The following is a 23242-nucleotide window of genomic DNA, read 5'->3' on the forward strand; positions in this document are numbered from 1 at the left end:
TTGGATAGCTTTTTGGTAAGTCCAAACTAATTACGAGAAAAGACTTAAAAGGAATTAGATGTCCTTGAGTATCAACTAAAATTTATATGGAAGAAAAAAAATTTGACGTCAAGTCCATCATAGGATTTGTATTGATCTTCGGAATATTACTCTTTATGATGTGGAGAAACCAGCCCACACCAGAAGAATTAGCAGAGCAGAAAAGATTAGAGCAGGTTGAAGCCAGTAGGCAAGCCGATGCTGCGGAAAAAGAAGACGATACCAAAGTCATAACCGAGGAAGATTTTTCTAGCGGAAATGCCATTGATTCGCTTCAGCTAGAAAATTTAAAGAATAAATTGGGTGCTTTCGCCTATTCTTCGACCTTGGCTTCTGCCTCGCAAGATGAAACTGTGGTAGAAACGGATGTTCTTGAAGTCACATTCAGTAATAAGGGGGGCTTTATTTCCGAAGTTAAACTGAAGAATTTTGTTGATTATGACTCTGTGCCCATCTATTTAATTAAAAATGGCAACCAATATTTCAATATCAATTTCGGTACTTCAGATAACCGAATTTTAAACACCAAAGACCTATTCTTTGAGCCTAGCGTCACTAAAAATGGCGATAATACGGTGGTTTCCATGCGCTTAAAGTCTTCCGAAGATCAGTACTTGGAATACCGCTATGAGTTGCAACCAGACAATTACATGATGGATTTTTCAATAGAATCCAATGGTTTGGGCAATGTCATCAACAGTTCACAGGATGTTAATTTAGATTGGAGACTCAAGACCTTTCGGCATGACCAGAGCATTACCTATGAAAATCGTTACACACGATTGACTTACATGCATGAGGGCGATAAAATTAGCAAGCTAAATCAGTCTGGAGAAGAGGAAGAAATCATAGAGGATGCGAGATGGTTATCATACAGGCAACATTTTTTCAGCTCCATTTTGGTGGCAGATCAACTCATTAAAAAGGCCCGGATCTCTACAGAGGATTTGGTTGAGGATGAAGAAGTAGATTCGGTGTTTACCAAGCAATTCGCTTCAAAATTCCCATTGACCTTTAATAATGGGGAGGCCAGCAATGATTTTCAGCTCTATTTTGGACCTACAGATTCTAAGATCTTAAAGCAGTATGATTATGAGTTGGATGAGAGTATTCCTTTTGGTTGGGGTATTTTTGGGTGGATCAACAAAGCGCTTTTTATTCCGCTTTTCGGATTCTTAAGTTCCTTTTTACCTTATGGTATTGCGATTATTGTGATGACCATTCTTATCAAGTTGGTAATGTCTTTTGTACAATACAAGCAATTTTTGTCACAAGCAAAAATGAAGGTGCTCAAGCCTGAGTTGGATGCTATTCGCGAAAAGCATAAGGACAACAAGATGAAAGCGCAGCAGGAAACCATGGCCTTGCAAAATAAGGCAGGTGCGAGTCCGCTCGCCGGTTGTTTGCCAGGCTTGATACAATTGCCAGTGTTTTATGCACTGTTCATGTTTTTCCCCACAGCATTTATATTACGTCAAAAAAGTTTCCTTTGGGCCGATGATTTATCGTCTTATGATGTGATTGCACAATTGCCAATCAAGATTCCTTTTTACGGCGATCACGTGAGTTTGTTCCCAATATTGGCGGCAATTGCCATTTTCTTTTACATGAAGATGACCACAGGTCAACAAATGGCTGCGCAACCCACTCAGGAAGGCATGCCAGACATGTCTAAAATCATGAAGTACATGATTTATTTCTCCCCAATTTTGATGTTGGTGTTCTTTAATCAATATGCTTCCGGTTTGAGTTTGTACTACTTTGTTTCAAACATGATTAGTATTGGGATCATGTTAGTCATTAAGAATTACATTTTGGATGAGGATAAAATCCACGCTCAAATTCAGGTCAATAAAAAGAAACCTAAAAAGCAAAATAAGTTTCAGAAGAAAATGGCTGAAATGATGGAGCAGGCAGAGCAGCAAAAACAATCACAGAAAAAGAAGTGATAATAAACGCTTGTTTACAAAAATAACTTAAGCCTATGGAACTAAAATCCCATAGGCTTTTTTTTGGCAAAACATCAAACTTAAAAAAATAGGAAGAATTTTAGGAGATCAGCCATACCGATTTAAACCCTTATTACCGATGTTGAGATTGTTACATGGGTTTCAAATCACTCAAATGTTGATGGATTAACCAAATTTTAAGGGATAACCCCATTACCAAAATGGATGCACTATCAAAGACTCGTCAATTAGAACGCCTCAATTAATCGATCGCATTTATAAATAGGATGAGTGCTTTAAAAGTTTTGGCTGCTTCTAGCCAAACTAGAACACCGTTTAATAAAATGTGTGTTGCTTTGCATCATTAAGTGAGAATGCATAAGACTAAGATTGTGTCAAAGTGGATCATTACCGCTTTGTCAAGAAATACTTCAACCTGACAAAGTTTTAGGGAGACCCTTTCTTAAACTTCTTATTTCAATAAAAAAAAAGCGCCTTCAGATTTCTCCGAAGGCGCTTTCACTTGATAGTAACTGAATAATGCTATTAATCAATTTAGTATCAATATGCTTTTAGATTACAACTGAGGTAAAACAACCTTGTCGATCGCGTGAATCACTCCATTCACTGCTTGTACATTGGTCGCAACAATATTGCTAACTCTTCCGTTAGGGTCGGTTAAAGTAGCACCTCCTGTTATGTTTGCTGTTAAATCGGCACCCAATGTGTCAATAAGCAGTCCGTCAGATAATCCTGAGGCTTGCACATTTGCTCCTGCAACCACATGTGAATTTAAAGCTGCTATCAAAGTAGCCGTTGGGATATCGCCAAAACCAGCCACCTCTAATTCAACCAATAACTCATCAAATGCAGTATTTGTTGGAGCAAACACTGTAAAAGGAGCCGGACTTGTACCATTTGGGGTTGACAATGTCGCGACGTAATCGTTATCTGGCGTCAAAGTTGTCAAAGCGGTTACAAGTGTTGAAAAGTTTGGATCGGCAGTTGCAAAAGTCACAACAGTTGGTAAGCCAATTACTGCATCTACAATATGGATTGTGCCATTAGTGGCATCAATATTAGCCGTTTCAACCGAGGAAATACCGTTGAATTTCACACCATTGCTGGTGTTGAAATAGATGCTTAACTCATTGCCGCCAGGTCCAGTAGCACTCGTGTTGGCATAGTTGGTGCCGTTAGCTTGCAAATTCTGTAAATCTTCAGCTTCTATGTCTCCTGCGATCACGTGGTTTTTTAAAACCATAGCTAATACGTCGGTTGGAACATCGCCCAAGCTCGCAAAATTATTATCTGCTAAAAAAGCAGTAAATGCCGCGTTGTTAGGCGCAAGTACCGTAAATGGGCCACTTCCCTTTAGTAAACCTACTAAATCGCCATCGGCAGCTTGAAGCGCTGCAACCAAAGATGTTAATTGCGATGTAGAAATAGCAGTATCCACTATATCTCTTTCCTGTACAATAATAGGAGCGTCGTCATCATCACTACAGGCTTGAAATGCAAGCACCACTAATAGTAATGGTAAAAATTTTAAAGTTTTTGAAATAATCTTCATTTTTTTCAGTTTTTTTGTATTAATATGGTTAATAATAAATTAGTCCGTTTAACAAAAATAGATAATGATTAAACAAAAAAAATACTGCTTAACGTTAATTGTAATTTTTTTAACATTGATTACAAACGCCCAATCCTTAGTGAATCAGTACGATGAAGCGGGTAAGCGGGATGGTCTTTGGAGTAAGAATTTCGATAATACCACTCAACCTCGTTATGAAGGTGAGTTTGACCATGGCAAGGAAATAGGGCTGTTTAAATTCTATACCTTGAAGCAGGGTAAGAGTGTGTTGAGCGCCACAAAACAATTCAATAAAAATAATGACAATGCCGATGTGACCTTCTTTTCTTCCAAAGGAAAAAAAATAAGTGAAGGTCAAATGGACGGAAAACTGTACGTTGGAAAATGGCTATTCTACCATAATAAAGTTGATGCTGTCATGTCTGAAGATTTTTATAACGACGAAGGTCAATTGGAAGGTAAAAAGACCATTTTTTATCCTATTGGAAAAATAGCCGAAACCTCTCACTATAAAGCTGGTAAATTAAATGGAGTGACTGAGGTCTATGCTGAAACTGGGGTGCTTTTAAAACAGTACACCTACCAAAATGATGAGCTCCATGGTGCCGCAAAGTACTATGATGCCAATGGCAAAATTGCTGCGGAAGGTGTTTACCAACACGATCGCAAGCACGGCATCTGGACTTATTACCTTGATGGGGAACTCGAGAAAACGATTGACCATACCAGACGTAGCCAGAACCCGAAACAGTGAATTGAGTCCTCGGTCTCCAGTCCTCAGTCTTCCGTCTTCAGTCCTCAGTCTTCGGTCTTCAGTCCTCGGTCTTCAGTCTTCGGTCTTCAGCCTTCCGTCTCCAGTCTTCGGTCTTCAGTCCTCCGTCTCCAGTCTTCGGTCTTCAGTCTTCAGTCCTCCGTCTCCCGTCTCCCGTCTCCCGTTTTCAATCCCATTGTGGGATGAAATCATGAGCCTAAGGAGTATCAAGATTTTGCTCCCGTGATAAGAACGATGGCGCAACAATCCAATACAAATAATTCGAAAAACATGCTTGAAGTCCCCCTTGGGGATTTAGGGGCAAATCCGTAATTTTGCAAATTCAAAAGCACAGGTAAAATGAAAAGAGTAATTGTCGGACTTTCGGGAGGCGTGGATTCAAGTGTTGCAGCTTATCTTTTAAAGCAGCAGGGCTATGAGGTCATTGGTCTGTTCATGAAGAACTGGCATGATGATTCGGTCACCATTTCAGACGATTGTCCTTGGTTGGATGATAGCAACGACGCCATGTTGGTGGCCGATAAGTTGGGCATTCCGTTTCAAACTGTCGATTTGAGTGAGCAGTATAAGGAACGCATTGTTGATTATATGTTCGAGGAGTACAAAAACGGAAGAACCCCAAATCCCGATGTACTCTGCAATCGCGAAATCAAGTTTGACGTATTTATGAAAATCGCCTTGGATTTAGGAGCCGATTACGTGGCTACAGGTCATTACTGCAGAAAAGGCAGTCTTGAAAAAGACGGGGAAACCGTTTATCAATTGCTTTCTGGAGTGGATAATAATAAGGATCAATCTTATTTTTTATGCCAGTTATCACAAGCGCAATTAACCAAAGCCCTCTTTCCTATTGGAGAACTAACAAAGCCAGAAGTGCGGGAAATCGCCAAAGCGCAAGATTTGGTTACAGCCGATAAAAAAGATTCGCAAGGCCTTTGTTTTATTGGTAAAGTGCGTCTGCCTGAGTTTCTTCAGCAAAAATTAAAGCCGAAGGAAGGCCTGATTGTTGAGATCCCGAAGTCACTGGAGAGCTTTTCCGTGGAAATGCCGGAATTTGAGTCTAAAATTGACGAACTTCAGTTCTTAGCCCAAAAGCCACACTATCAAGTTTCCGAAGGAAAAGTGGTTGGCAAACATCAAGGTGCCCATTATTTTACCAAAGGCCAACGTAAAGGTTTGGCGGTTGGCGGTACGGTGGAGCCCTTGTTTGTGATTGATACCGATGTGGATGAAAATGTGATTTATACAGGGCAAGGGCATTCACACCCCGGACTTTTAAAACGCGTTCTTTTTGTCAATAATGACGAGCTACATTGGGTTCGTGCGGATTTGGCACTCAAAACCAACGACAGCATGGAGGTTATGGCGAGAATTCGTTACCGACAGAAATTGGGTAAAGCCACACTTTATAAAACCCGCGACGGACTCTTCGTCGAGTTTGAAAACCAGCAATCGGCCATAACCGAAGGTCAGTTTGTGGCTTGGTACCTGGATGACGAATTAGTGGGTTCGGGCGTTATTTCTTAACTTGCTTAGCGACCCTAGCAAAAAGACACGCCGCGCTATGGGGTCAAAAATAGAAATTTATGAAAAGATCAGTACTTATTATTTTCGTGTTGTGTTGTCACAACTTGATTGCCCAAGAAGATGCCTGGGTTTATTTAACCGATAAGCCCAATGTTGAGGCCTCTATCAACAATCCCATTTCTATATTGACCCAACAGGCCATTGATCGTAAAACAGACCAAGGCATTGCAATCGATGTACGTGATGTGCCGGTGAATGAAGCTTATATTACACAGCTCAAAAATGCGGAAGGCATTACGGTTTACGCAAAATCCAAATGGTTTAATTCCGTTTATGTACGAGGAAGTGAGACCGATATAAGTGCCTTGATGACCGATTTTGATTTTGTTGCGACTATTGATTTTGCAGATGCCGAATTAAATGCCCTGTCCCGAAGTACGATTTCATATAATAAATTTGAAATCGAGGAAACCTTGGTGAATTTCAATTATGGAAACACCCAAAATCAAGTCGAAATGATTGGTGTGGACGACTTGCATCTATCCGATTTTACTGGAGAAGGCATTATTGTGGCCGTCATGGATAGCGGTTTTCCTAATGTCAATACCATGGGTGCTTTTCAGAGATTACGAGATAATGCCGATCTTTTGGGTGGCTATGACTTCGTGGATCGCACTGAAAACGTTTACGATTTCAACCAAAACGACCACGGAACAAAAGTGCTTAGCGACATGGCGGGTTTTATACAAGATCAATTTGTAGGTACTGCTCCAGATGCTTCTTACTACGTGTTTAGAACCGAAGATATCTTCAGTGAAACTCCTGTTGAAGAAGCTTATTGGGTGGAAGCTGCAGAACGGGCAGATAGCTTGGGAGTTCAGGTCATCAATACCTCTTTGGGCTATAAAACCTATGATAACCCCAATTACAGTCATAGCGATGCCGATTTAAATGGCAGTACGACATTCATTACTAGAGGCGCCAATGTTGCGAACGAAAAGGGTATTTTGGTCATCACTTCCGCGGGGAATTCTGGTCAGGCAGGTGTTGGTGCGCCGGCAGATGCCACTGGCGTTTTGAGTGTTGCTGCCGTGGATGCGGAAGGCAATTATGTAGCCTTCAGTTCACAAGGCAGTGCTTTTCAAGCCACCCAAAAACCCGATGTCGCAGCTCAAGGCTTTGCGGCAGCGGTTATAAACCTTAACAATGCCACCGTTTATAATAATGGTACCTCTTTTAGTTCGCCTATTTTGGCTGGCGGCATCGCTTCCTTATTGCAAGCCTTGCCAAACACAAGCCATGAGGACATCAAAGCGTTAGTTCGCATGAGCGCCTCACAATATGAGAATCCTGATTTTTTGTTGGGCTATGGCATTCCAGATTTGAGTCAAGCACTTGCCATAGGCTTATCGGTTGAAAATGAGGCATTTTATGGGCTGAAGGTTTTTCCCAACCCAGTTGGCAATACGCTTCATATAACACAGCAATCCCGAAGTGAAACTACCAAGTTTCGACTTTTGGATGTCCTCGGAAAAACGATTCTCAAACAAAATTCCAATACTCTGGAAACCCAGCTGGATCTCTCATCATTGAATGCTGGTATTTATGTGTTGCAGATTCAGTCTGAAAAAGCATCAAAAACCTTCAAAATCATTAAACGGTAAATGAGCACTAGAATCACTGAACTCTTCGGAATACAATATCCCATCATTCAAGCCGGCATGATCTGGAACAGCGGCTGGCGACTGGCATCTGCTGCCTCCAATGCTGGTGCACTGGGACTTATTGGTGCAGGTTCGATGTACCCGGAGGTCTTGCGCGAACACATTCAGAAATGTAAAAAAGCAACCGATAAGCCCTTTGGTGTCAATGTGCCCATGCTCTATCCCAACATCGAGGACATCATGGATATCATTGTGGAAGAGGGTGTTAAAATCGTATTTACTTCCGCAGGAAATCCTAAAACTTGGACCTCTTGGTTGAAAGATCGTGGCATCACGGTGGTGCACGTGGTAAGCAGCCTCAAATTTGCTCTCAAGGCTCAAGAAGCAGGAGTGGATGCTGTGGTGGCAGAAGGTTTTGAAGCAGGTGGCCATAATGGAAGAGAAGAGACCACCACCTTGACTTTGATCCCAATGGTCAAGGAACAATTGGAAATACCGCTCATTGCCGCTGGAGGCATCGCCACAGGTCAAATCATGCTGGCAGTTATGATTTTGGGTGCCGATGCAGTTCAAGTTGGCAGTCGGTTTGTGGCTAGTGCCGAGTCTTCAGCACACATCAATTTCAAGAATACAGTGGTCGATGCTAAAGAAGGCGCCACGCAATTGACCTTAAAGGAACTCGCTCCGGTTAGGCTCATCAAAAACAAATTCTTTCATGAGATACAGGCGCTTTATGAAAAAGGCACAACCAAAGACGAGCTCATTCAATTATTAGGACGTGCCAGAGCCAAAAAAGGCATGTTTGAAGGCGATTTAGAAGACGGTGAACTGGAAATAGGTCAAATCGCAGGTCTCATCCACGACATCAAACCGGCAGCTCAAATCGTTGCAGATTTGGTAAAGGAGTTTGAGCAGGCCTTGATTTCAGCGCGACAAATCAAGATTCTTTAAGTGTGGCGTATTACCCTAGAGAAGCAAAATATCAGTAGATTTTGATATGGCAGAGAAGCTATCAGTGCCTTGAGGAAGATGCTTTTTTTGGGAAAGCTATTCCGTAAATATAAGCTAGAGGGTTTATGGATCATGAATTTCATACAAACCTATAAACAACAAAAAGAGGCCTGAGCCTCTTTTTGCTTGAAACGTTTCTTAACAACCAATTTTTAAATCCCTCTAAAATAATAGCTAAAAAAGTTTCTGCCCCAAATACCTAACCTACTACAATAAAGTATTGGAAATATAAATATAATACTTTATACGAATTGAAACTAATTCAAAATCAATTTTATGAAGATTTTAAGACTATAATGCTTTAAATATCAGTTATTTGATCACTTTTTTTTGGCTTATCTGTCACAAAGTCATTTCAATAGCACATTAAATCCTACATTTGCAGCTCTTAAAAAATAAACCTTGATTTTAACAAATTATACTAGGGAATTTGGGTACAATCTCAAACTCGCCTATCCAGTTATTTTGGGTATGCTTGGCCATACCTTTGTTAGTTTTGTGGACAATGTTATGGTTGGCCAATTGGGCACTGCAGAATTGGCCGCAGTTTCCTTGGGTAACACCTTCGTGTTTATTGCCATGGCCTTAGGTATAGGATTTTCTACGGCCATTACCCCACTATTGGCCGAGGCAGATACCTCCAACAATTTTAAAGATGGGAAATCGGCGTTTAAGCACGGCCTATTTCTATGCACTGTTTTAGGAATAGCGCTATTTCTTGTGGTATTGTTGGCAAAACCCATCTTATACCAAATGGGGCAACCCTTGGAAGTGGTGGATTTGGCCATTCCGTATTTGGATCTGGTTGCATTTTCACTGGTGCCATTAATCATTTTTCAAGCCTTCAAGCAGTTTAGCGATGGCTTGTCTATGACCAAATACCCTATGTATTCCACCATCTTGTCCAATCTCGTCAATGTGGTGCTCAATTATGTATTGATTTTCGGGAAGTTCGGCTTCCCAGAAATGGGCTTGGTTGGCGCTGCCTATGGTACCTTGGTTGCTCGATTCGTCATGTTATGGCACCTGTGGTGGATCTTGACTAAAAAAGAAAGATCGAGACGTTTTGTGACCCAAATCAAGTTTTTTGTATTGGATAAATTGATGCTTAAAAAATTAATCCACCTGGGAGCGCCCAGTGCGATGCAAATGTTTTTTGAGGTGCTCATCTTTACATCGGCAGTTTGGTTGAGTGGTTTGTTGGGTAAAAATCCGCAGGCAGCCAATCAAATTGCACTCAACCTGTCATCCATGACCTTTATGGTGGCCACAGGTTTGAGTGTCGCCGCCATGATTCGTGTGGGCAATCAAAAAGGCCTGCACCGCTATCATGAATTACGCCGCATTGCGATTTCCATTGTCTTTCTGGCGATATGTATGGCGATGTGTTTTGCGATTCTATTTGCGGTTTTCAATGAAGCTTTGCCAAAACTCTATGTAGATTATGATGATGTGGTAAATTTTGAAGACAATATGGAAGTGATCAAAATAGCCTCCACTTTAATGCTCGCAGCAGCTATTTTCCAAATAAGTGATAGTATTCAAGTAGTGATATTGGGCGCGCTTAGAGGGATGCAAGATGTGATGATGCCAACCTTTATCACCTTTGTTGCTTATGGTTTAATCGGATTTCCTGTAAGTTTTTTCCTTGGCAAAGAAGAGGCCTATGGCAGTTTCGGCATCTGGATGGGGCTTTTGGCAGGTTTGAGCTCGGCTGCAATTTTATTGTGGATTCGTTTTAATTATCTTACTAAAGCCTTAATTTTGAAATCAAGTAATTTGAAACAACATGGAACTACCTAAATACATTCTTGGCGATAACACCGATTTACCAAACGCCATATTCGTGATTCATACTGAATTCCCAAGATTCGTGATTAATTTAGAAGACGATGAGGTCGAGTGGTTGGAAGAATTTGACCAGCACGATGAAAAGGAAATCGAGAACGAAATGGAAAATCTCATCCAAGAAGCCACCGCTTTTTACGATAGGGAAGTTTCTAGATACGACGAGAAGTGATAGATCAGATTATACAATACGATCAAGATTTGTTTCTCTATCTCAATGGGCTTGGCAACGTCTACTGGGATGCCTTCTGGTTGGCCTATACCGCTAAGTTTTATTGGATTCCTGCCTATGCGATTTTGGCGTATTTGCTTTTCAAGCAGCTATCGCTCAAGGCATTTTTTCTCCTCTTGGTAGTTGTTGCACTCATGATCACGTTCACAGACCAAATCACTAATGTGTTTAAACACGGTTTCGAGCGCTTTAGGCCCTGTCATGAGCCCGGTGTCATGGAAGTGATGCGTTTGGTAAGAGACGGTTGTGGCGGCCGTTTTGGTTTCTTTTCGGGGCATGCGAGCAATACCATGGCCTTGGCGATTTTTATTGGCGCTACCTTGCACAGCAAATACAAGTTTTTGATTTATGTGATGGTGGTTTGGGCTTTAGGCATGGGCTACAGTAGAATCTACGTTGGTGCGCATTACCCGATGGATATTTTGTGCGGCGCCATTTTTGGAGCCTTCTCGGGGACTTTATTTTTCCAATTGCAGCGTTTTCTGCAAAAGCGATTTCAACTCAATTAATGTGCTACTTTCTGTGAAGTAAAAATAATTCGGCCTGCAAGCGATTGTTGTAGCCACGCGTTTCTGGAGCCGGCAGGTTGAGATCATAGCGATCTATTTTTTCAATGGTATAAACAATTTCAAGGCTTTTTCTATCCGTTTCGCTAAGATTGGTGGCGACCAATGCTAAGGTGTTGTTTTTCGGAAAAACAAAACCAGTGTCGTCCTTCAAAGGCAGAAGCTTAGCCCCATACTGCCACAGTAATTCCGGGGAACTGTTATAGCCATAAACCGGGATTTGTTTCGCCTCCATGTCTTCAGCTAAATTGGCAATGCTTTTATAGTTATCGCTTTTTATGGCTTCGGAAAGTGGTAGTCCAAATACCAAAAGGCTAACAAAAAATAAGATGCTTAGATAAAACACCGTCTTTATTTGTTTCTGCTTCAGCTGAAGCAGTAAAACAAATCCAATGCTAACAGATGCTACTGAAAGCAATACATACCAAATCCAAAGTCCACTCAAGTCTTCAGCTAAAAACAGGTAAACCACCACCGGAATCGCCAAGGCAATCACAGCAATCAGCCCAAAATGGAAATACACGGGGATCGTTTCACGTTTGTCACGCATCGTTTTAAACTGCCTGATTAAATATTCAATGTAAAACCCAGTATTCAGCGCCAACGGGATTAATACAGGCATGAGGTAACGCGATTTTTTTTCAGGAATGACAGACAGTAGAATCACTGCAAAAATCGTCCAATACAAACTGAATTTATAAGCTTTCAGGTTTGAGACCCGCGTTTTTAGATACGGATAAAGCAGACTCACAAATGCAGGAATGGTCCAAATGCCACTTTGCGTAAAAAAGCTCCAGTAATAATAGAAGGGTCTCACATTATAACTGGTCCAATTGCCAGTTTCCGTTTCGGCAATCGCCAATAAAGTCTCGGGATCTTCCAAGCGCACGTAGAGATACCAGGAGCCTCCAATAATGACTGCCAACAGGAGGCTGCCAAGAAATGACAACAAAAGCTTTTTAGAAAACCTATAGCGATACGAAAACCCAAACGCCAGCAAGAACGGCAGCAAAAGCACGTAAAATGACACCGGGCCCTTGCTCAAAATGGAACAACCTATGAACAACCCAGCAAGCAGACTTCGTTTTAAATAGTGCGTATGGTCCTTAAAAAGCACAAACAAATGGTAAATGCCCATGAGCATAAACCCGTGTGTAAAAATATCGGAAGGTGCCTCAAAGGCAATCACGATCACATACAAGGAGCTAATGCTTATGAGCGCCGTGTTAAAACTCTGACTTTTATTTTGTGTCAATCGTTTGGAGAGCAAAAAGACATAAACCCCTGTAATTAATACAAACAGTACGGCAGGAAATCGAAAGGCCACCAAGTTTTTAATCCCAAAAATCAATCCAAAAATGGCGGTAATCCAACTCGGTAAGGGTGGTTTTTGATAGCGAGCCTCGCCGTTCATGGTGGTTAAAAGCCAGTTGCCATCTGTGATCATCTCCCTTGCGGTAATGAAATTTCGGGCTTCCATGATGCTAACGGGAAGGACGTCTAAGTGCAACCCGAGCATCAGGAGCAGCAAAATGCTTAAACTTAAAATAGGCTTATTGTATAGCTTCCTTAGCATTGGCTTTTTGAATGAGATAAATATTTCGGGTATAAATGATGGAGCCCAACCCGTGACCTAAGATCAAGACCCAATCCTCACGAATAATGGCATAAGTTAAAATAAGCATGGAGCCAACAAGACTCAACAACCAAAATCCGAAGGGTAGGGATGAGGTTTTTCTAATTTCAGAATAAAACCATTGGTACACAAAGCGCAAGGTAAAAATGACCTGGGCGATAATGCCCAATCCCAACAGCCAAAACGGAATCGCTTCATTTTTAAAGAGCAAATTGACATCAATCTTGTTATTGTTGAAATAATAAATGACAATCAATGCCGGGAAAACGAGCAAAAACCAACGTACTGCCGTCGGGTATTTTTGCCACTGCTTCTGTAACTGTAAATTCCTGATGTAAATGTAATAGGTTAGAGATTGGCCAAGCATGATGGAAAAATCGTAACGTAAATACCCGTAAACAAATAGGAGTACAGAAGCCAAAAGGCTCAAGGCCCAAAAAAGCGTTGGGGTAATGACACGTTTTTGTTTTTCTGAAGCAATCCATTGAATGATCAATCGCGACGAAAACAAAATTTGCGCGATAAAACCAATCCCATAAATCATCCAATTGCTCATGCGCTAGTCTTGGAAACCGTGTAATTGATGTATTTTTTCTTCATCCACAAATACGCAAAGCAATCCATCAAAGGGCCAAACAATCGGTTCCAAAGTCCGAATTTCGCAGTTCCAGCCATACGTGGGAAATGCTGCACGGGAATTTGAATCACTTTTCCGTTTTGCAGCAAAATCATCGCTGGCAAAAAACGGTGCAAGCCTTTAAACATTGGGATGCGCTTGGCATAAGCGGTTTTGATGACTTTGAGCGGACAACCCGTATCATCCATGCCATCGTTGGTAAAAGCTCGGCGAATGTTATTGGCGATTTTGGAGGACATGTTTTTAACGAATTTATCCTTGCGGTCGGCACGAACGCCTGTTACCAAATCGTAATCCCCAACATGCTCCAAAAGTTTATTGAAATCCTCAGGTGCGGTTTGCAAATCGGAATCGATATAACCCACGAGTTCAGTATCGACATAATCAAAACCCGCTTTAATGGCGGCGCTCAAGCCTCGGTTTTCGGCAAAAAGAATATAGCTAAAATGGTCTTGGCGTTTACAAATCGCTTCAATCAACGACTGACTTCCATCGCTGGAGCCATCATTTACAAATAGGATTTTAGTGATACGGGTCGCGATTTTAGTGTAGGAGAGCAATTCTTGCTCTACACGTTCCAAATTATCTTCTTCGTTGTAAACCGGAACGATAATCGTGAAAGTATAATCCATTTGATAAAGGTTTCTGCTGCAAAAGTATCTTTTTTATTAGTATGGAGCGGTAAAAGCATTTGGAAATTGCTGTTAGGCCGAATTTTTAAGGATTTTTTGCTTTCCCAAGACTATTAGAAAGGGAGTGGCTAGCACAACCATAATCGTTTATTCACTATTTAGGGAGTTGAAGCCGTAAACAGTCCTAACGGACTTAAACAGAAAACAAATTAGGGAAATCAAAAATCAATTGTTGATACATCCCATTTAAAATTTGAAATAAATGGATCCTAAGTCTTAAGTCAAAAAGTCTTCAGTCTTAAAAGCGCATTCCCGATTTTTTTAAGCGACTCCAAATGATTTCAATTGACTCAAAAATCCTTATTTTGTAGTCCTAAACGCGAATAATGAAAATACTGGTTACAGGAGCAGTTGGTTTTATAGGCTCACATGCCGCAGAGCGACTGCATAGTTTGGGACATGAAGTAATTGGCTTGGATAATTTCAACGATTATTACAGTCTGGATCTCAAGAACCTGAATGCAAAAGCACTGACTCAAAAAGGCATTGCCATTATCAAAAAGGACCTGCGCGACGCCGATTTAGCAGCGTTTCTTCCGAAGGATATGGACTACATCTTCCATTTTGCAGCCCAACCAGGGATTTCGCAAAGTTCCACTTTTGAAGATTATTTCAGCAATAATATTTTGGCGACCAAAAATTTGATTGATTATGCTGAAGGCTGTGCGCATTTAAAGTTGTTTGTCAATATTGGCACTTCATCCATTTATGGCTTAGAGGCCACTTTTCCAGAAGATGTCGCTTCAAAGCCTGCGTCCCACTACGGAGTCACCAAATTAGCTGCGGAACAACTGGTGCTTCAGAAAAGTCGGGAAGCACTATTTCATGCCTGTTCCTTAAGATTGTACTCCGTAATCGGGCCACGCGAACGTCCGGAAAAAATGTACACGAAGCTTATCGCTTGCGCACTTAATGGAGAAGCCTTCCCTTTGTTTGAAGGTAGTGATAAACATTTGAGAAGCTTTACCTATGTAGACGATATCGTTGATGGTATTGTGAGTGTGATTGGCAAGGAGACGAAAGTGAACGGCGAAATCATCAATTTAGGCACTGAAGTAGAGCATACCACAAAACAAGGCATCGAAGCAGTAGAGCGGATTTTAAACAAAAAAATCAAGCTCAATGTCATTCCCAAAAGACCTGGCGACCAATGGCGCACCAAGGCAAACATTGATAAAGCGAAACGTTTGCTTGATTACAACCCGCAAACCAGTCTAATGCGCTCTGTGGAGCAGCAGGTGCAGTGGTTTAAGGAGAATTTTAAGTAAACTTCAATGTATTGTCAGCATAAAATAGCTGATCAAAATTTAGGATTCCTTAATTTGATCTTTCATCTGCTCTCTAGAGAAATACAATGCCAGAGACATCGCAGATCTAAAGGAAAACAGCCAGGCTTTCAATCCCGCCTCCAGCGGAATCGCATAATTGATGTAATTTACCATGAATATAAAAGTTTGTGTATATGGCTTTTTCAATCTACCGAAGCCTTTAGCATGAATTTTTCAATATTATTTAATGAGCGATTCCATTTTTATACTGTGATATGCGTCAACATGAATTTCACGTCATACCTAAAATCCTGTTGTACGGGTGCGACTCCTCTGGAGTCGAAACAAACAACAAAATATCACATTTCTATAAACCTTCAATTCCTCTGGAATTGTTTGTGGCAGTAAAATTTTGTTCGTTTTTCTTATAAAATCTTGAATCTTGAATCTTGAATCTTGAATCTTGAATCTTGAATCTTGAATCTTGAATCCTGAATCTTGATCCTTCAGCCCTTAAAACCAAAACAGAGACCTAAATCGAGCTCTCTGTTTTGTTACAACCACAATTTTTATTTTAATCGCAAACTTCCTAGTTGGTCAAAGACAAGTCTAAAATTCCATAATCAATGCTGTGCTTTCATTTTGAAAATGACAAATGTTCTTATCACTTATCGTTTGCAAGAGAATCTTGCAATTAAAGCATTGCATCATAGACTGCACATGCAGATCATCTTTAAACAAACGCACTATATCCAGTAATTGCGCGCCCTACGATAAGGGTATTGATTTCCTTGGTGCCTTCATAGGAATAAATGGCTTCCGCATCTGCAACGAATCTTGCGACGTTGTATTCCAGCAAAATACCATTGCCTCCCATGACTTCCCTGGCATGGCTAACCACGTCTCGCGTTCGCATGGAACAGAAGACTTTGGCTAAGGACGCGTGCTCATCGGTCAATAAGCCTTGATCTTGAAGTTCAGATAAACGGTACACCATGGTTTTCATGGCAACCAAATTGGATAGCATTTCCACCAAATGATTTTGCACCAATTGAAAGGAAGCGATTGGTTTGCCAAACTGCTCCCGTTTTTTGGTGTATTTCAAAGCATTTTCGTAAGCACCCCTTGCGCAACCTACTGCTTGCCATGCCACGCCAGCTCTAGTCATTCGCAATACTTTTGCGGTGTCTCTAAAGGAATTGGCGTTTTGTAAACGGTCTGTTTCCTTGATGCGGCATTCTTTTAAAGTAATGATGGCATTTTGAACAGTTCTCAAAGCCATTTTATCCTCGATTTTTTCCGTAGTAAAACCGGGTGTGCCTTTTCTTAGCAAAAACCCCTTGACTTTGTCTGAAGTTTCATCCCGTGCCCAAATAATGGTCACATCGGCAAAAGCGGCGTTGCCAATCCATTTTTTCTGACCGTTGAGCACCCACTCATCATTTTCAATCCTGCATGTGGTTTCCATCCCGCCAGAAACCGCGCTTCCCACGTTGGGTTCGGTAAGCCCGAATGCGCCAATAAGCTCCATTTTTTGCATTTTTGGCAGCCATTCCTGTTTTTGTTCCTCGCTACCGCAGAGGTAGATGGAACCCATGGCGAGCCCACTATGTACGCCGAAAAAGGTGGAAATGGATACATCAACCCGTGCCAACTCCTCTGCAATGATCCCTTCCATGACGAAAGGCAGGTTTGGGCAACCGTAACCTTCATAGGCAACGCCACAAATGTTCAATTCGGCCATTTTTGGAATGATTTCATGAGGGAATTCCGCTTTTTTCCAATAGTCATTGGCGATGGGTTGGATTTCATTTTCCATAAAATTGCGCACCCGCATTTGAATGTCGCGTTGTTCTTGGGTCAGCTTTAAATCCATATCATAAAAATCGCCGTCAATGGGTGGCAGTTGGTGCTGACCTTTTTTGCCTCTTTCGGTAAGCATCTTCATCATTCCGTCGAGCTGCTTTTCATCGAGCTCGCCAACGGTTTTCATGATTTTTGAAATGTCTATTTTTTTTGAAATTTCACTGAGTTGGTTGAAATCCACTTCTTTCATGAGGTGAATCACATTTTTTATTTTGCTGAACAATTGCATGGCGTCTAAAGTTTATAAATTCCTTTTCAAGTTAAATAAATTAAGTCTGCCACGGAAATATATTAACGTTGCGTTTTGAATTGGGGCGTGAAGTTGAAGTTGAAATTGAAATTGAAATTGAACTTGAACTTGAAGGTGAAGATGAAGATGAAGTTGAAGATGAAGATGAAGACGAAGACGAAGATGAAGATGAAGACGATCCCGATAGCTATCGGGAGAAGACGATCCCGATAGCTATCGGGAGAAGACGATCCCGATAACTATCGGGAGAAGACGAAGACGAAGACTAAAACGAATCTCGCGCAGCCCTGCGGTAGGGGGAAAGTGTGCAGAACTGAAGGCTTTCAAATTCAACCAGTATTTTGTCCTACGTCTTACGTCACAAGTCTTAGGTCTTACGTCTTAGGTCAAAAAGTCCTAAGTCAAAAATTCCTAAAGCTGTTGTTGGATGAAGTTATTTACAATACATCACATCTCTTGAAATCGGAGTATCTAATCGTTCAATCCCAACAAATAGTCGGCAGCGACAAAGGGCGTGGTTTTTCCATCTTCAATAAGTTGCAGTTGCACTTTCAGTTCGGTCTTGATTTTTTGGCGATTGAAAAAATCAGATTTCAAACGGTCTTCAATGGTTTGCAGGAGCCAGAATTTGTTCTGTAATTTTCGATGCCGCTCAAAAAAACCAGTCTTTTTTGTGTGTTCTAAATAGGAGCTTATCATTTCCCAGATATCGGCAATACCTTCGCGTTGCAATGCACTGCACAGTATGACCTTGGGCTGCCATTGGGAGTCTTTTTCAGGATATAAATGTAAGGCACGATTGAATTCCACTTTGGCCAATTTTGCGGCTTTAAGATTCTCGCCATCGGCCTTATTGATGGCAATGGCATCTGCCATTTCAATGATGCCGCGTTTGATGCCTTGGAGTTCGTCTCCTGCACCAGATAGTTTCAGCAATAAAAAAAAATCGACCATGCTGTGCACCGCAGTTTCACTTTGGCCAACCCCAACGGTTTCTATAACAATCGTATCAAAACCAGCAGCCTCACAGAGAATGATACTCTCACGGGTTTTCCTAGCCACACCGCCCAATGAAGTTCCAGAGGGAGAGGGTCTGATAAAGGCATTTTCGTTTTTTACCAAATCGTCCATTCGGGTTTTATCGCCTAAAATACTGCCTCTACTAAGCGTACTGCTTGGATCTACAGCCAGCACGGCTACTTTTTTGCCTTCCGAAGTTAAATGGATGCCAAATGCTTCAATAAATGTGCTTTTGCCAACACCCGGAACGCCAGTAATACCAATGCGTACAGATGCATTGGCATGTGGGAGACAGGCTTTTATAATGGCGTTAGCCTGATTTAAATGTGATGGATTGGAACTTTCGACCAAGGTAATGGCACGACTTAACGCGGTAATATTACCTTCTAGAATTTGAGTGACCAAGGCCTCGGTTGTAGGCTGGGTTTTTCGTTTTTGCTGAATTTTTGCAATCGCGGCTGCATTAGATAATTTGGAGCTTTCAATGCCCGCCTTCTCTTCCAATGCCGATTTTTTAAAAGCCTTAGCCAATGTGAATTATTTTTTTTCTTCTTCCTCTTTCATTACTTCTAAAGGTACAGCAATTTTAGTGTGATCCCAAGCCATGGTCAATTCTAAATTATCGGTGCTGTTGTCAAAGGCGATGGTAAATTGCTCAACTGCATTATTGAGTTTCTCAACAGGAACATCAATTTCCATGATGTCATAATTGGGATCCCACATGGGCTGCATCTCAGCATCCACGCCCCAGGGGTATTGCTTGGTGTTGAAAATAACGTTCCAAACGCTATCTTTAGGAACCGTCCATAAGGTGTATTTTCCCGCCGGTACAAGAATCCCATCCACCATTAAGTTTTTGTTGGTCTCAAAAGTGGTGGCTTCATTGGCACCTGTGCGCCAAACTTTGTTGTAAGGAACCAAGCCGCCAAAGATGTCACGTCCTTTTTTAGAGGGGCGGTTATAAAACACTGCCAGTTTTAGATCGTTTAATTTAAATTCTACGGTGTCTTCTGGACTTAACCGATTGCCAAATAAATCTTCCACGAAGGTGGAATACAAGAATAAACCAAGTGCAACAACAAATAGAAAAATCAATAGGCGCTTTAAAAACGTATTCATAGAAATGGGGATTGTGTCAATTTTTGTTGTAAATATAATTGAAATTGGATTTTTACCTAAGCTGTTAACGAGGTTTTATTATAATTATTGAAAATTGGGATGGTATAACACGGACTTGAGACCGCTTACCTTTGAAGCACCCAGCACATGTTGCAATACATATAGAAGCCGAGACTCTATTTTGACTAATTGATATACAGCGTGTTTATTTTATTTTTGAACCTGTTGATTGCTTGTTTTGTTAAAGATAAAAAAGAAACAAGATAGATGGTAATTATTTGACATCTAGCAGGCTAAGTACAAAAAAATAAAACTGGATCGCTGATTGCAACACTCGCTTTTTCAAGTGCTTTAAAAATGCACGTTACCAAAAAGCATATGATTCACTTTAGCTTTTACTGTGCTGAAAAGTACAAGTCACGAACATAAAATTAAAATTAAACCGGATTAGCGCTCTTTGCCCTTAAGCTGAAGGTAGACCTCTATTGAGAATCTCTAAAATGTATATTAGGGGTATGCCCATGCCTTGCTTAGAGAAAGTGGGTTCTCTGGAAGCTCTGGATAATTTCGAAAGCTGCGTTGTTCTATAAAATTGCTGAGACTACTCAAAAGATAGGGCCGAGGCTTTGTCTAAAGTTTTAAAAGAACTAATTTAGTATCCATGAAGAAAACGCTTGAACAGCTTATTAAAGCCTTACCAGATTGCTCGGTCTTGGAGCCTTCTATCCCTAAAAACCAATTTGTCGCCATAGATCTATCAAGAGACAGTGATGTTTTGAACCATATAGATGTGTCCTCATCCCAAATCTTGGCCGCTTACATAGACGACTATATTGCAGAAAAAAAAGCCAGATACGCTTATGGTGGTTATATGGAAGTACGCAATATTTACCAGCGCAGCACGTATTTCAAGAACAACATGCCCAGTAATGAGCGCTACATCCATTTGGGTCTTGATATTTGGGCACCTTCGGAAACCAGTATTTTCACTCCTTTGGATGCGACGCTTCACAGCTTTAAGAACAATATCAATTTTGGCGATTACGGACCCACCATCATCTTAAGACATGAGATCGAAGGCACTGGGTTCTATACGCTTTATGGGCACCTGAGTTTGGAGTCTTTGGCCCATCTTGAAATAGGGCAGACTTTTAAACAAGGCGAACAGATAGGTGCTTTGGGTGACGCCAGCGTGAATGGCGATTATCCGCCACACTTGCATTTCCAAATCATGGCCGATATTCAGGATTATTTTGGAGATTATCCTGGTGTAAGTTCCAAACAGGATTTTGAATTTTATAAACAGAATTGTCTGGATCCTTCGTTTTTACTGGGGTTGGAGTGATATTAAGTTGTGGCTTTAGTTGGTAATGTCAATGCATTGAAACTAGGCGAATCGATTATTAGTTTTTGCTTTGCTTTTTCATCATTGCTTTCAAATCTTAAACGGCATTCTCGATATTATCATTTTCCAGCACTTCCAAAAAAGTCTCCCTTGACACCTTTAACATCCAATTTGACCTTAAACAAACTCCCGGCGAAAGGATATTGCTCTTTCTCATCTTCGGTCATGTCCAAACTTGAGCTTGTGATGTAAAGCACATCCAGATTTGGGCCACCAAAAGCGCAGGAAGTTACGTTATGGGCTGGCACTTCCACTTTGGAAAGTAGTTTTCCGGATTTTGGGTTGTAGTTAACCACCGCATTGCCATTCCAAAGCGCCACCCAAAGCATATCGTTTGCGTCGATGGTCATTCCGTCCGGAAATCCTAATGATTCATTCACTGTAACTGCTACCCGTTCGTTCGTAATTGCACCCGTAGCATCATCATAATCATAGGCCTTTATCTCTAAAGTTGGCGTATCGATGTAATACATCGTGCTTTTATCCTTGGTCCAAACGATTCCGTTGGAGATGGTCACACTGTCCTTTTTGAGGGTAGCCTCGCCATTTTCCGTGACCATGTATAAATTCGCTTCGTACTGTTTTTGATCCAAGGCCATAGAGCCTACCCAAAGTCTGCCTGAAGGATCACATTTTCCGTCGTTGAAGCGGTTGCTTGGGATATCGCGTTCTATTTCAGACACTAATTCTAGATCCCCACTATGTACATCGATGTTGTAAATGCCATCCTGCAATGCCACAACAGCTTTGGCGTTAACTGCGGAAGGCACCACGGTACCAATGCGAGAGGGCATTTCCAGACTTCGGTTGGTTTTGGTTTGCGGACTGTAGATGTGCAGTTGCATGCCTTCAATATCAACCCAATAGAGTTCTTGGGTTTTGTGATTCCAAAAGGCACCTTCGCCCAATTGGGACTTGGTTTCATACTCCAAACTGGCTTCATACTGTTTTACCTGCGGAAGGATTTTAGTCTTGCAGGAGCTGATTGCTATGAAAAGAAATAGATATAGTAAGGGCTTCATAAAGATTGTATGTTGTTTAGAAAGCGGAAGCATTTTCGTTTTTTGATTCATTTAATAAAATTGAAATGTACTGCGAAACAACAAGGTTGCAGAAATATCTTGAAGCTCAGCCACCCAATTTTTTAGTTTTCCGCTAGCGCGAGCGTTTCGCTCGTGCCCAAGAGATGCGTGTTGGTATTGTCACAAACAATCCAAACCTAGTGTGACGAAAGTTAACTAAAAAACCGAACACCTCGCAACCGGGGATGCCATTGTTGGTGTTTTCCACCAACAATCCCAACCGAGTAGAGCCACAGCTTGATGAGTACGAATATTTACGTTATAATCTTTTATTCCATTGAAATCCAAAAGAAGTACAAAAGTTCCCCGCTAGCGCGAGCGTCTCGCTCGTGCCCGAGAGATGCGTGTTGGTATTGTCACAATCAATCCAAACCTATTGAGACGACAGTTAACTAAAAAACCGAACACCTCGCAACCGGGGATGCCAGTGTTGGTGTTTTCCACCAACAATCCCAGCCGAGTAGGGCCACAGCTTGATGAGTACGAATATTTACGTTATAATCTTTTATTCCATTGAAATCCAAAAGAAGTACAAAAGTTCATTCAAATAAAAACGCATTCGATCTTCATTGGGACATACTTGGTTTAGAACTATAAACCAACATCCATCTAGCGAGAAGATGTTGGTGGAAAACACCAACATCGGCTTTTCAAATCCAATCAAAGTTGGGACGTGAGATCTGTGTTGAACTCCAAAAGAACTCAAAAGCTTCAATTGGATGAGAACACACTCGATCTTTGATTTAGAACTAAAAATCAGCATGAGTCTAGCGAGAAGATGTTGGTGGAAAACACCAACATCGGCTTTTCAGCACCGAACAAAATCGGTATGCGAGATTTGTGTAGAAACCCAAAAGAAGTCAAAAGCTTCAATTGGATGAGAAACACACTCGATCTTTGATTTAGAACTGAAAATCAACATGCATCTAGCGAGAAGATGTTGGTGGAAAACACCAACATCGGCTTTTCAAATCCAATCAAAGTTGGGACGTGAGATCTGTGTTGAACTCCAAAAGAACTCAAAAGCTTCAATTGGATGAGAACACACTCGATCTTTGATTTAGA

At 41.2% G+C, this 23242-nt stretch carries 20 protein-coding genes; 11 read left to right on the plus strand and 9 right to left on the minus strand.

All coding sequences use genetic code 11. From position 1 onward, the window contains the following. Nucleotides 1–86: 86 nt before the first annotated feature. Entirely contained in the window at nucleotides 87–1988 is a 1902-nt protein-coding gene (yidC, locus tag ESY88_RS12140) for a membrane protein insertase YidC (RefSeq protein WP_147086872.1), read from the plus strand. Between the two features lie 577 nt (nucleotides 1989–2565). On the opposite strand, the gene ESY88_RS12145 is transcribed toward yidC, so the two are convergent. Then, nucleotides 2566–3561: a fasciclin domain-containing protein gene (locus ESY88_RS12145; RefSeq protein ID WP_147086871.1), complete on the minus strand. Its 996-nt coding sequence runs from the start codon at nucleotides 3559–3561 to the stop codon at nucleotides 2566–2568. Between the two features lie 115 nt (nucleotides 3562–3676). On the opposite strand from ESY88_RS12145, the gene ESY88_RS12150 reads away from it, so the two are divergent. The 7 genes from ESY88_RS12150 (at nucleotide 3677) to ESY88_RS12180 (ending at nucleotide 11145) form a co-directional block, all read left to right on the plus strand. Beyond that, nucleotides 3677–4336 (plus strand): toxin-antitoxin system YwqK family antitoxin, encoded by a 660-nt coding sequence (locus ESY88_RS12150; RefSeq protein WP_223270811.1) that lies wholly within the window; start codon nucleotides 3677–3679, stop codon nucleotides 4334–4336. A 357-nt stretch (nucleotides 4337–4693) separates the two neighbouring features. Beyond that, the gene (gene mnmA, locus ESY88_RS12155; RefSeq protein ID WP_147086869.1) at nucleotides 4694–5881 is read left to right on the plus strand and encodes a tRNA 2-thiouridine(34) synthase MnmA; all 1188 of its coding nucleotides are present in this window, start codon (nucleotides 4694–4696) and stop codon (nucleotides 5879–5881) included. Between the two features lie 59 nt (nucleotides 5882–5940). Further along, entirely contained in the window at nucleotides 5941–7545 is a 1605-nt protein-coding gene (locus ESY88_RS12160) for a S8 family serine peptidase (RefSeq protein WP_147086868.1), read from the plus strand. Then, nucleotides 7546–8496, plus strand: a complete 951-nt coding sequence (locus ESY88_RS12165) for an NAD(P)H-dependent flavin oxidoreductase (RefSeq protein WP_147086867.1) — start codon at nucleotides 7546–7548, stop codon at nucleotides 8494–8496. It abuts the gene before it with no gap. A gap of 462 nt (nucleotides 8497–8958) precedes the next feature. Next, complete coding sequence (locus tag ESY88_RS12170; RefSeq protein WP_189702598.1) at nucleotides 8959–10359, plus strand: MATE family efflux transporter; 1401 nt, start codon at nucleotides 8959–8961, stop codon at nucleotides 10357–10359. Then, nucleotides 10346–10576, plus strand: coding sequence for a hypothetical protein (locus ESY88_RS12175; RefSeq protein ID WP_147086866.1), 231 nt, complete (start codon nucleotides 10346–10348; stop codon nucleotides 10574–10576). Before ESY88_RS12170 ends, ESY88_RS12175 begins: the two co-directional genes overlap by 14 nt. Continuing rightward, nucleotides 10573–11145, plus strand: coding sequence for a phosphatase PAP2 family protein (locus tag ESY88_RS12180; RefSeq protein WP_147086865.1), 573 nt, complete (start codon nucleotides 10573–10575; stop codon nucleotides 11143–11145). Before ESY88_RS12175 ends, ESY88_RS12180 begins: the two co-directional genes overlap by 4 nt. 4 nt (nucleotides 11146–11149) lie before the next feature. On the opposite strand, the gene ESY88_RS12185 is transcribed toward ESY88_RS12180, so the two are convergent. From ESY88_RS12185 to ESY88_RS12195, 3 genes are read right to left on the minus strand one after another with little or no spacing between them, the layout of a single operon-like run. Continuing rightward, nucleotides 11150–12778: an ArnT family glycosyltransferase gene (locus tag ESY88_RS12185; RefSeq protein ID WP_147086864.1), complete on the minus strand. Its 1629-nt coding sequence runs from the start codon at nucleotides 12776–12778 to the stop codon at nucleotides 11150–11152. Then, the gene (locus ESY88_RS12190; protein WP_147086863.1) at nucleotides 12756–13394 is read right to left on the minus strand and encodes a lipid-A-disaccharide synthase N-terminal domain-containing protein; all 639 of its coding nucleotides are present in this window, start codon (nucleotides 13392–13394) and stop codon (nucleotides 12756–12758) included. The genes ESY88_RS12185 and ESY88_RS12190 overlap by 23 nt, the downstream gene beginning before the upstream one ends. After that, nucleotides 13391–14107 (minus strand): glycosyltransferase, encoded by a 717-nt coding sequence (locus ESY88_RS12195; RefSeq protein ID WP_147086862.1) that lies wholly within the window; start codon nucleotides 14105–14107, stop codon nucleotides 13391–13393. The genes ESY88_RS12190 and ESY88_RS12195 overlap by 4 nt, the downstream gene beginning before the upstream one ends. Nucleotides 14108–14493: 386 nt before the next feature. On the opposite strand from ESY88_RS12195, the gene ESY88_RS12200 reads away from it, so the two are divergent. Beyond that, a complete protein-coding gene (locus ESY88_RS12200) occupies nucleotides 14494–15435 on the plus strand; it encodes an NAD-dependent epimerase/dehydratase family protein (RefSeq protein WP_147086861.1) in 942 nt (313 codons plus the stop codon). Nucleotides 15436–15474: 39 nt separating this feature from the next. On the opposite strand, the gene ESY88_RS21735 is transcribed toward ESY88_RS12200, so the two are convergent. Both ESY88_RS21735 and ESY88_RS12205 read right to left on the minus strand, forming a co-directional pair. Beyond that, entirely contained in the window at nucleotides 15475–15609 is a 135-nt protein-coding gene (locus tag ESY88_RS21735; protein ID WP_262713099.1) for a hypothetical protein, read from the minus strand. Between the two features lie 559 nt (nucleotides 15610–16168). After that, nucleotides 16169–17530, minus strand: coding sequence for an acyl-CoA dehydrogenase family protein (locus ESY88_RS12205; RefSeq protein ID WP_147086860.1), 1362 nt, complete (start codon nucleotides 17528–17530; stop codon nucleotides 16169–16171). A gap of 80 nt (nucleotides 17531–17610) precedes the next feature. On the opposite strand from ESY88_RS12205, the gene ESY88_RS12210 reads away from it, so the two are divergent. Further along, nucleotides 17611–17790, plus strand: a complete 180-nt coding sequence (locus tag ESY88_RS12210) for a hypothetical protein (protein WP_147086859.1) — start codon at nucleotides 17611–17613, stop codon at nucleotides 17788–17790. 232 nt (nucleotides 17791–18022) lie between these two features. On the opposite strand, the gene meaB is transcribed toward ESY88_RS12210, so the two are convergent. Together meaB and ESY88_RS12220 are read right to left on the minus strand one after the other, a co-directional pair. Continuing rightward, entirely contained in the window at nucleotides 18023–19102 is a 1080-nt protein-coding gene (gene meaB, locus ESY88_RS12215; RefSeq protein ID WP_147086858.1) for a methylmalonyl Co-A mutase-associated GTPase MeaB, read from the minus strand. A gap of 6 nt (nucleotides 19103–19108) precedes the next feature. After that, nucleotides 19109–19690 (minus strand): DUF2911 domain-containing protein, encoded by a 582-nt coding sequence (locus tag ESY88_RS12220; protein ID WP_147086857.1) that lies wholly within the window; start codon nucleotides 19688–19690, stop codon nucleotides 19109–19111. A 661-nt stretch (nucleotides 19691–20351) separates the two neighbouring features. Between ESY88_RS12220 and ESY88_RS12225 the strand changes: the two genes are divergently transcribed. After that, the gene (locus ESY88_RS12225; protein ID WP_147086856.1) at nucleotides 20352–21035 is read left to right on the plus strand and encodes a peptidoglycan DD-metalloendopeptidase family protein; all 684 of its coding nucleotides are present in this window, start codon (nucleotides 20352–20354) and stop codon (nucleotides 21033–21035) included. A gap of 119 nt (nucleotides 21036–21154) precedes the next feature. Here the strand turns inward: ESY88_RS12225 and ESY88_RS12230 are convergent, their stop codons facing one another. Beyond that, the gene (locus tag ESY88_RS12230) at nucleotides 21155–22117 is read right to left on the minus strand and encodes an SMP-30/gluconolactonase/LRE family protein (RefSeq protein ID WP_223270812.1); all 963 of its coding nucleotides are present in this window, start codon (nucleotides 22115–22117) and stop codon (nucleotides 21155–21157) included. Between the last annotated feature and the right edge of the window lie 1125 nt (nucleotides 22118–23242).

Source organism: Subsaximicrobium wynnwilliamsii, assembly GCF_007997225.1.
Taxonomy (GTDB): Bacteria; Bacteroidota; Bacteroidia; order Flavobacteriales; family Flavobacteriaceae; genus Psychroserpens; species Psychroserpens wynnwilliamsii.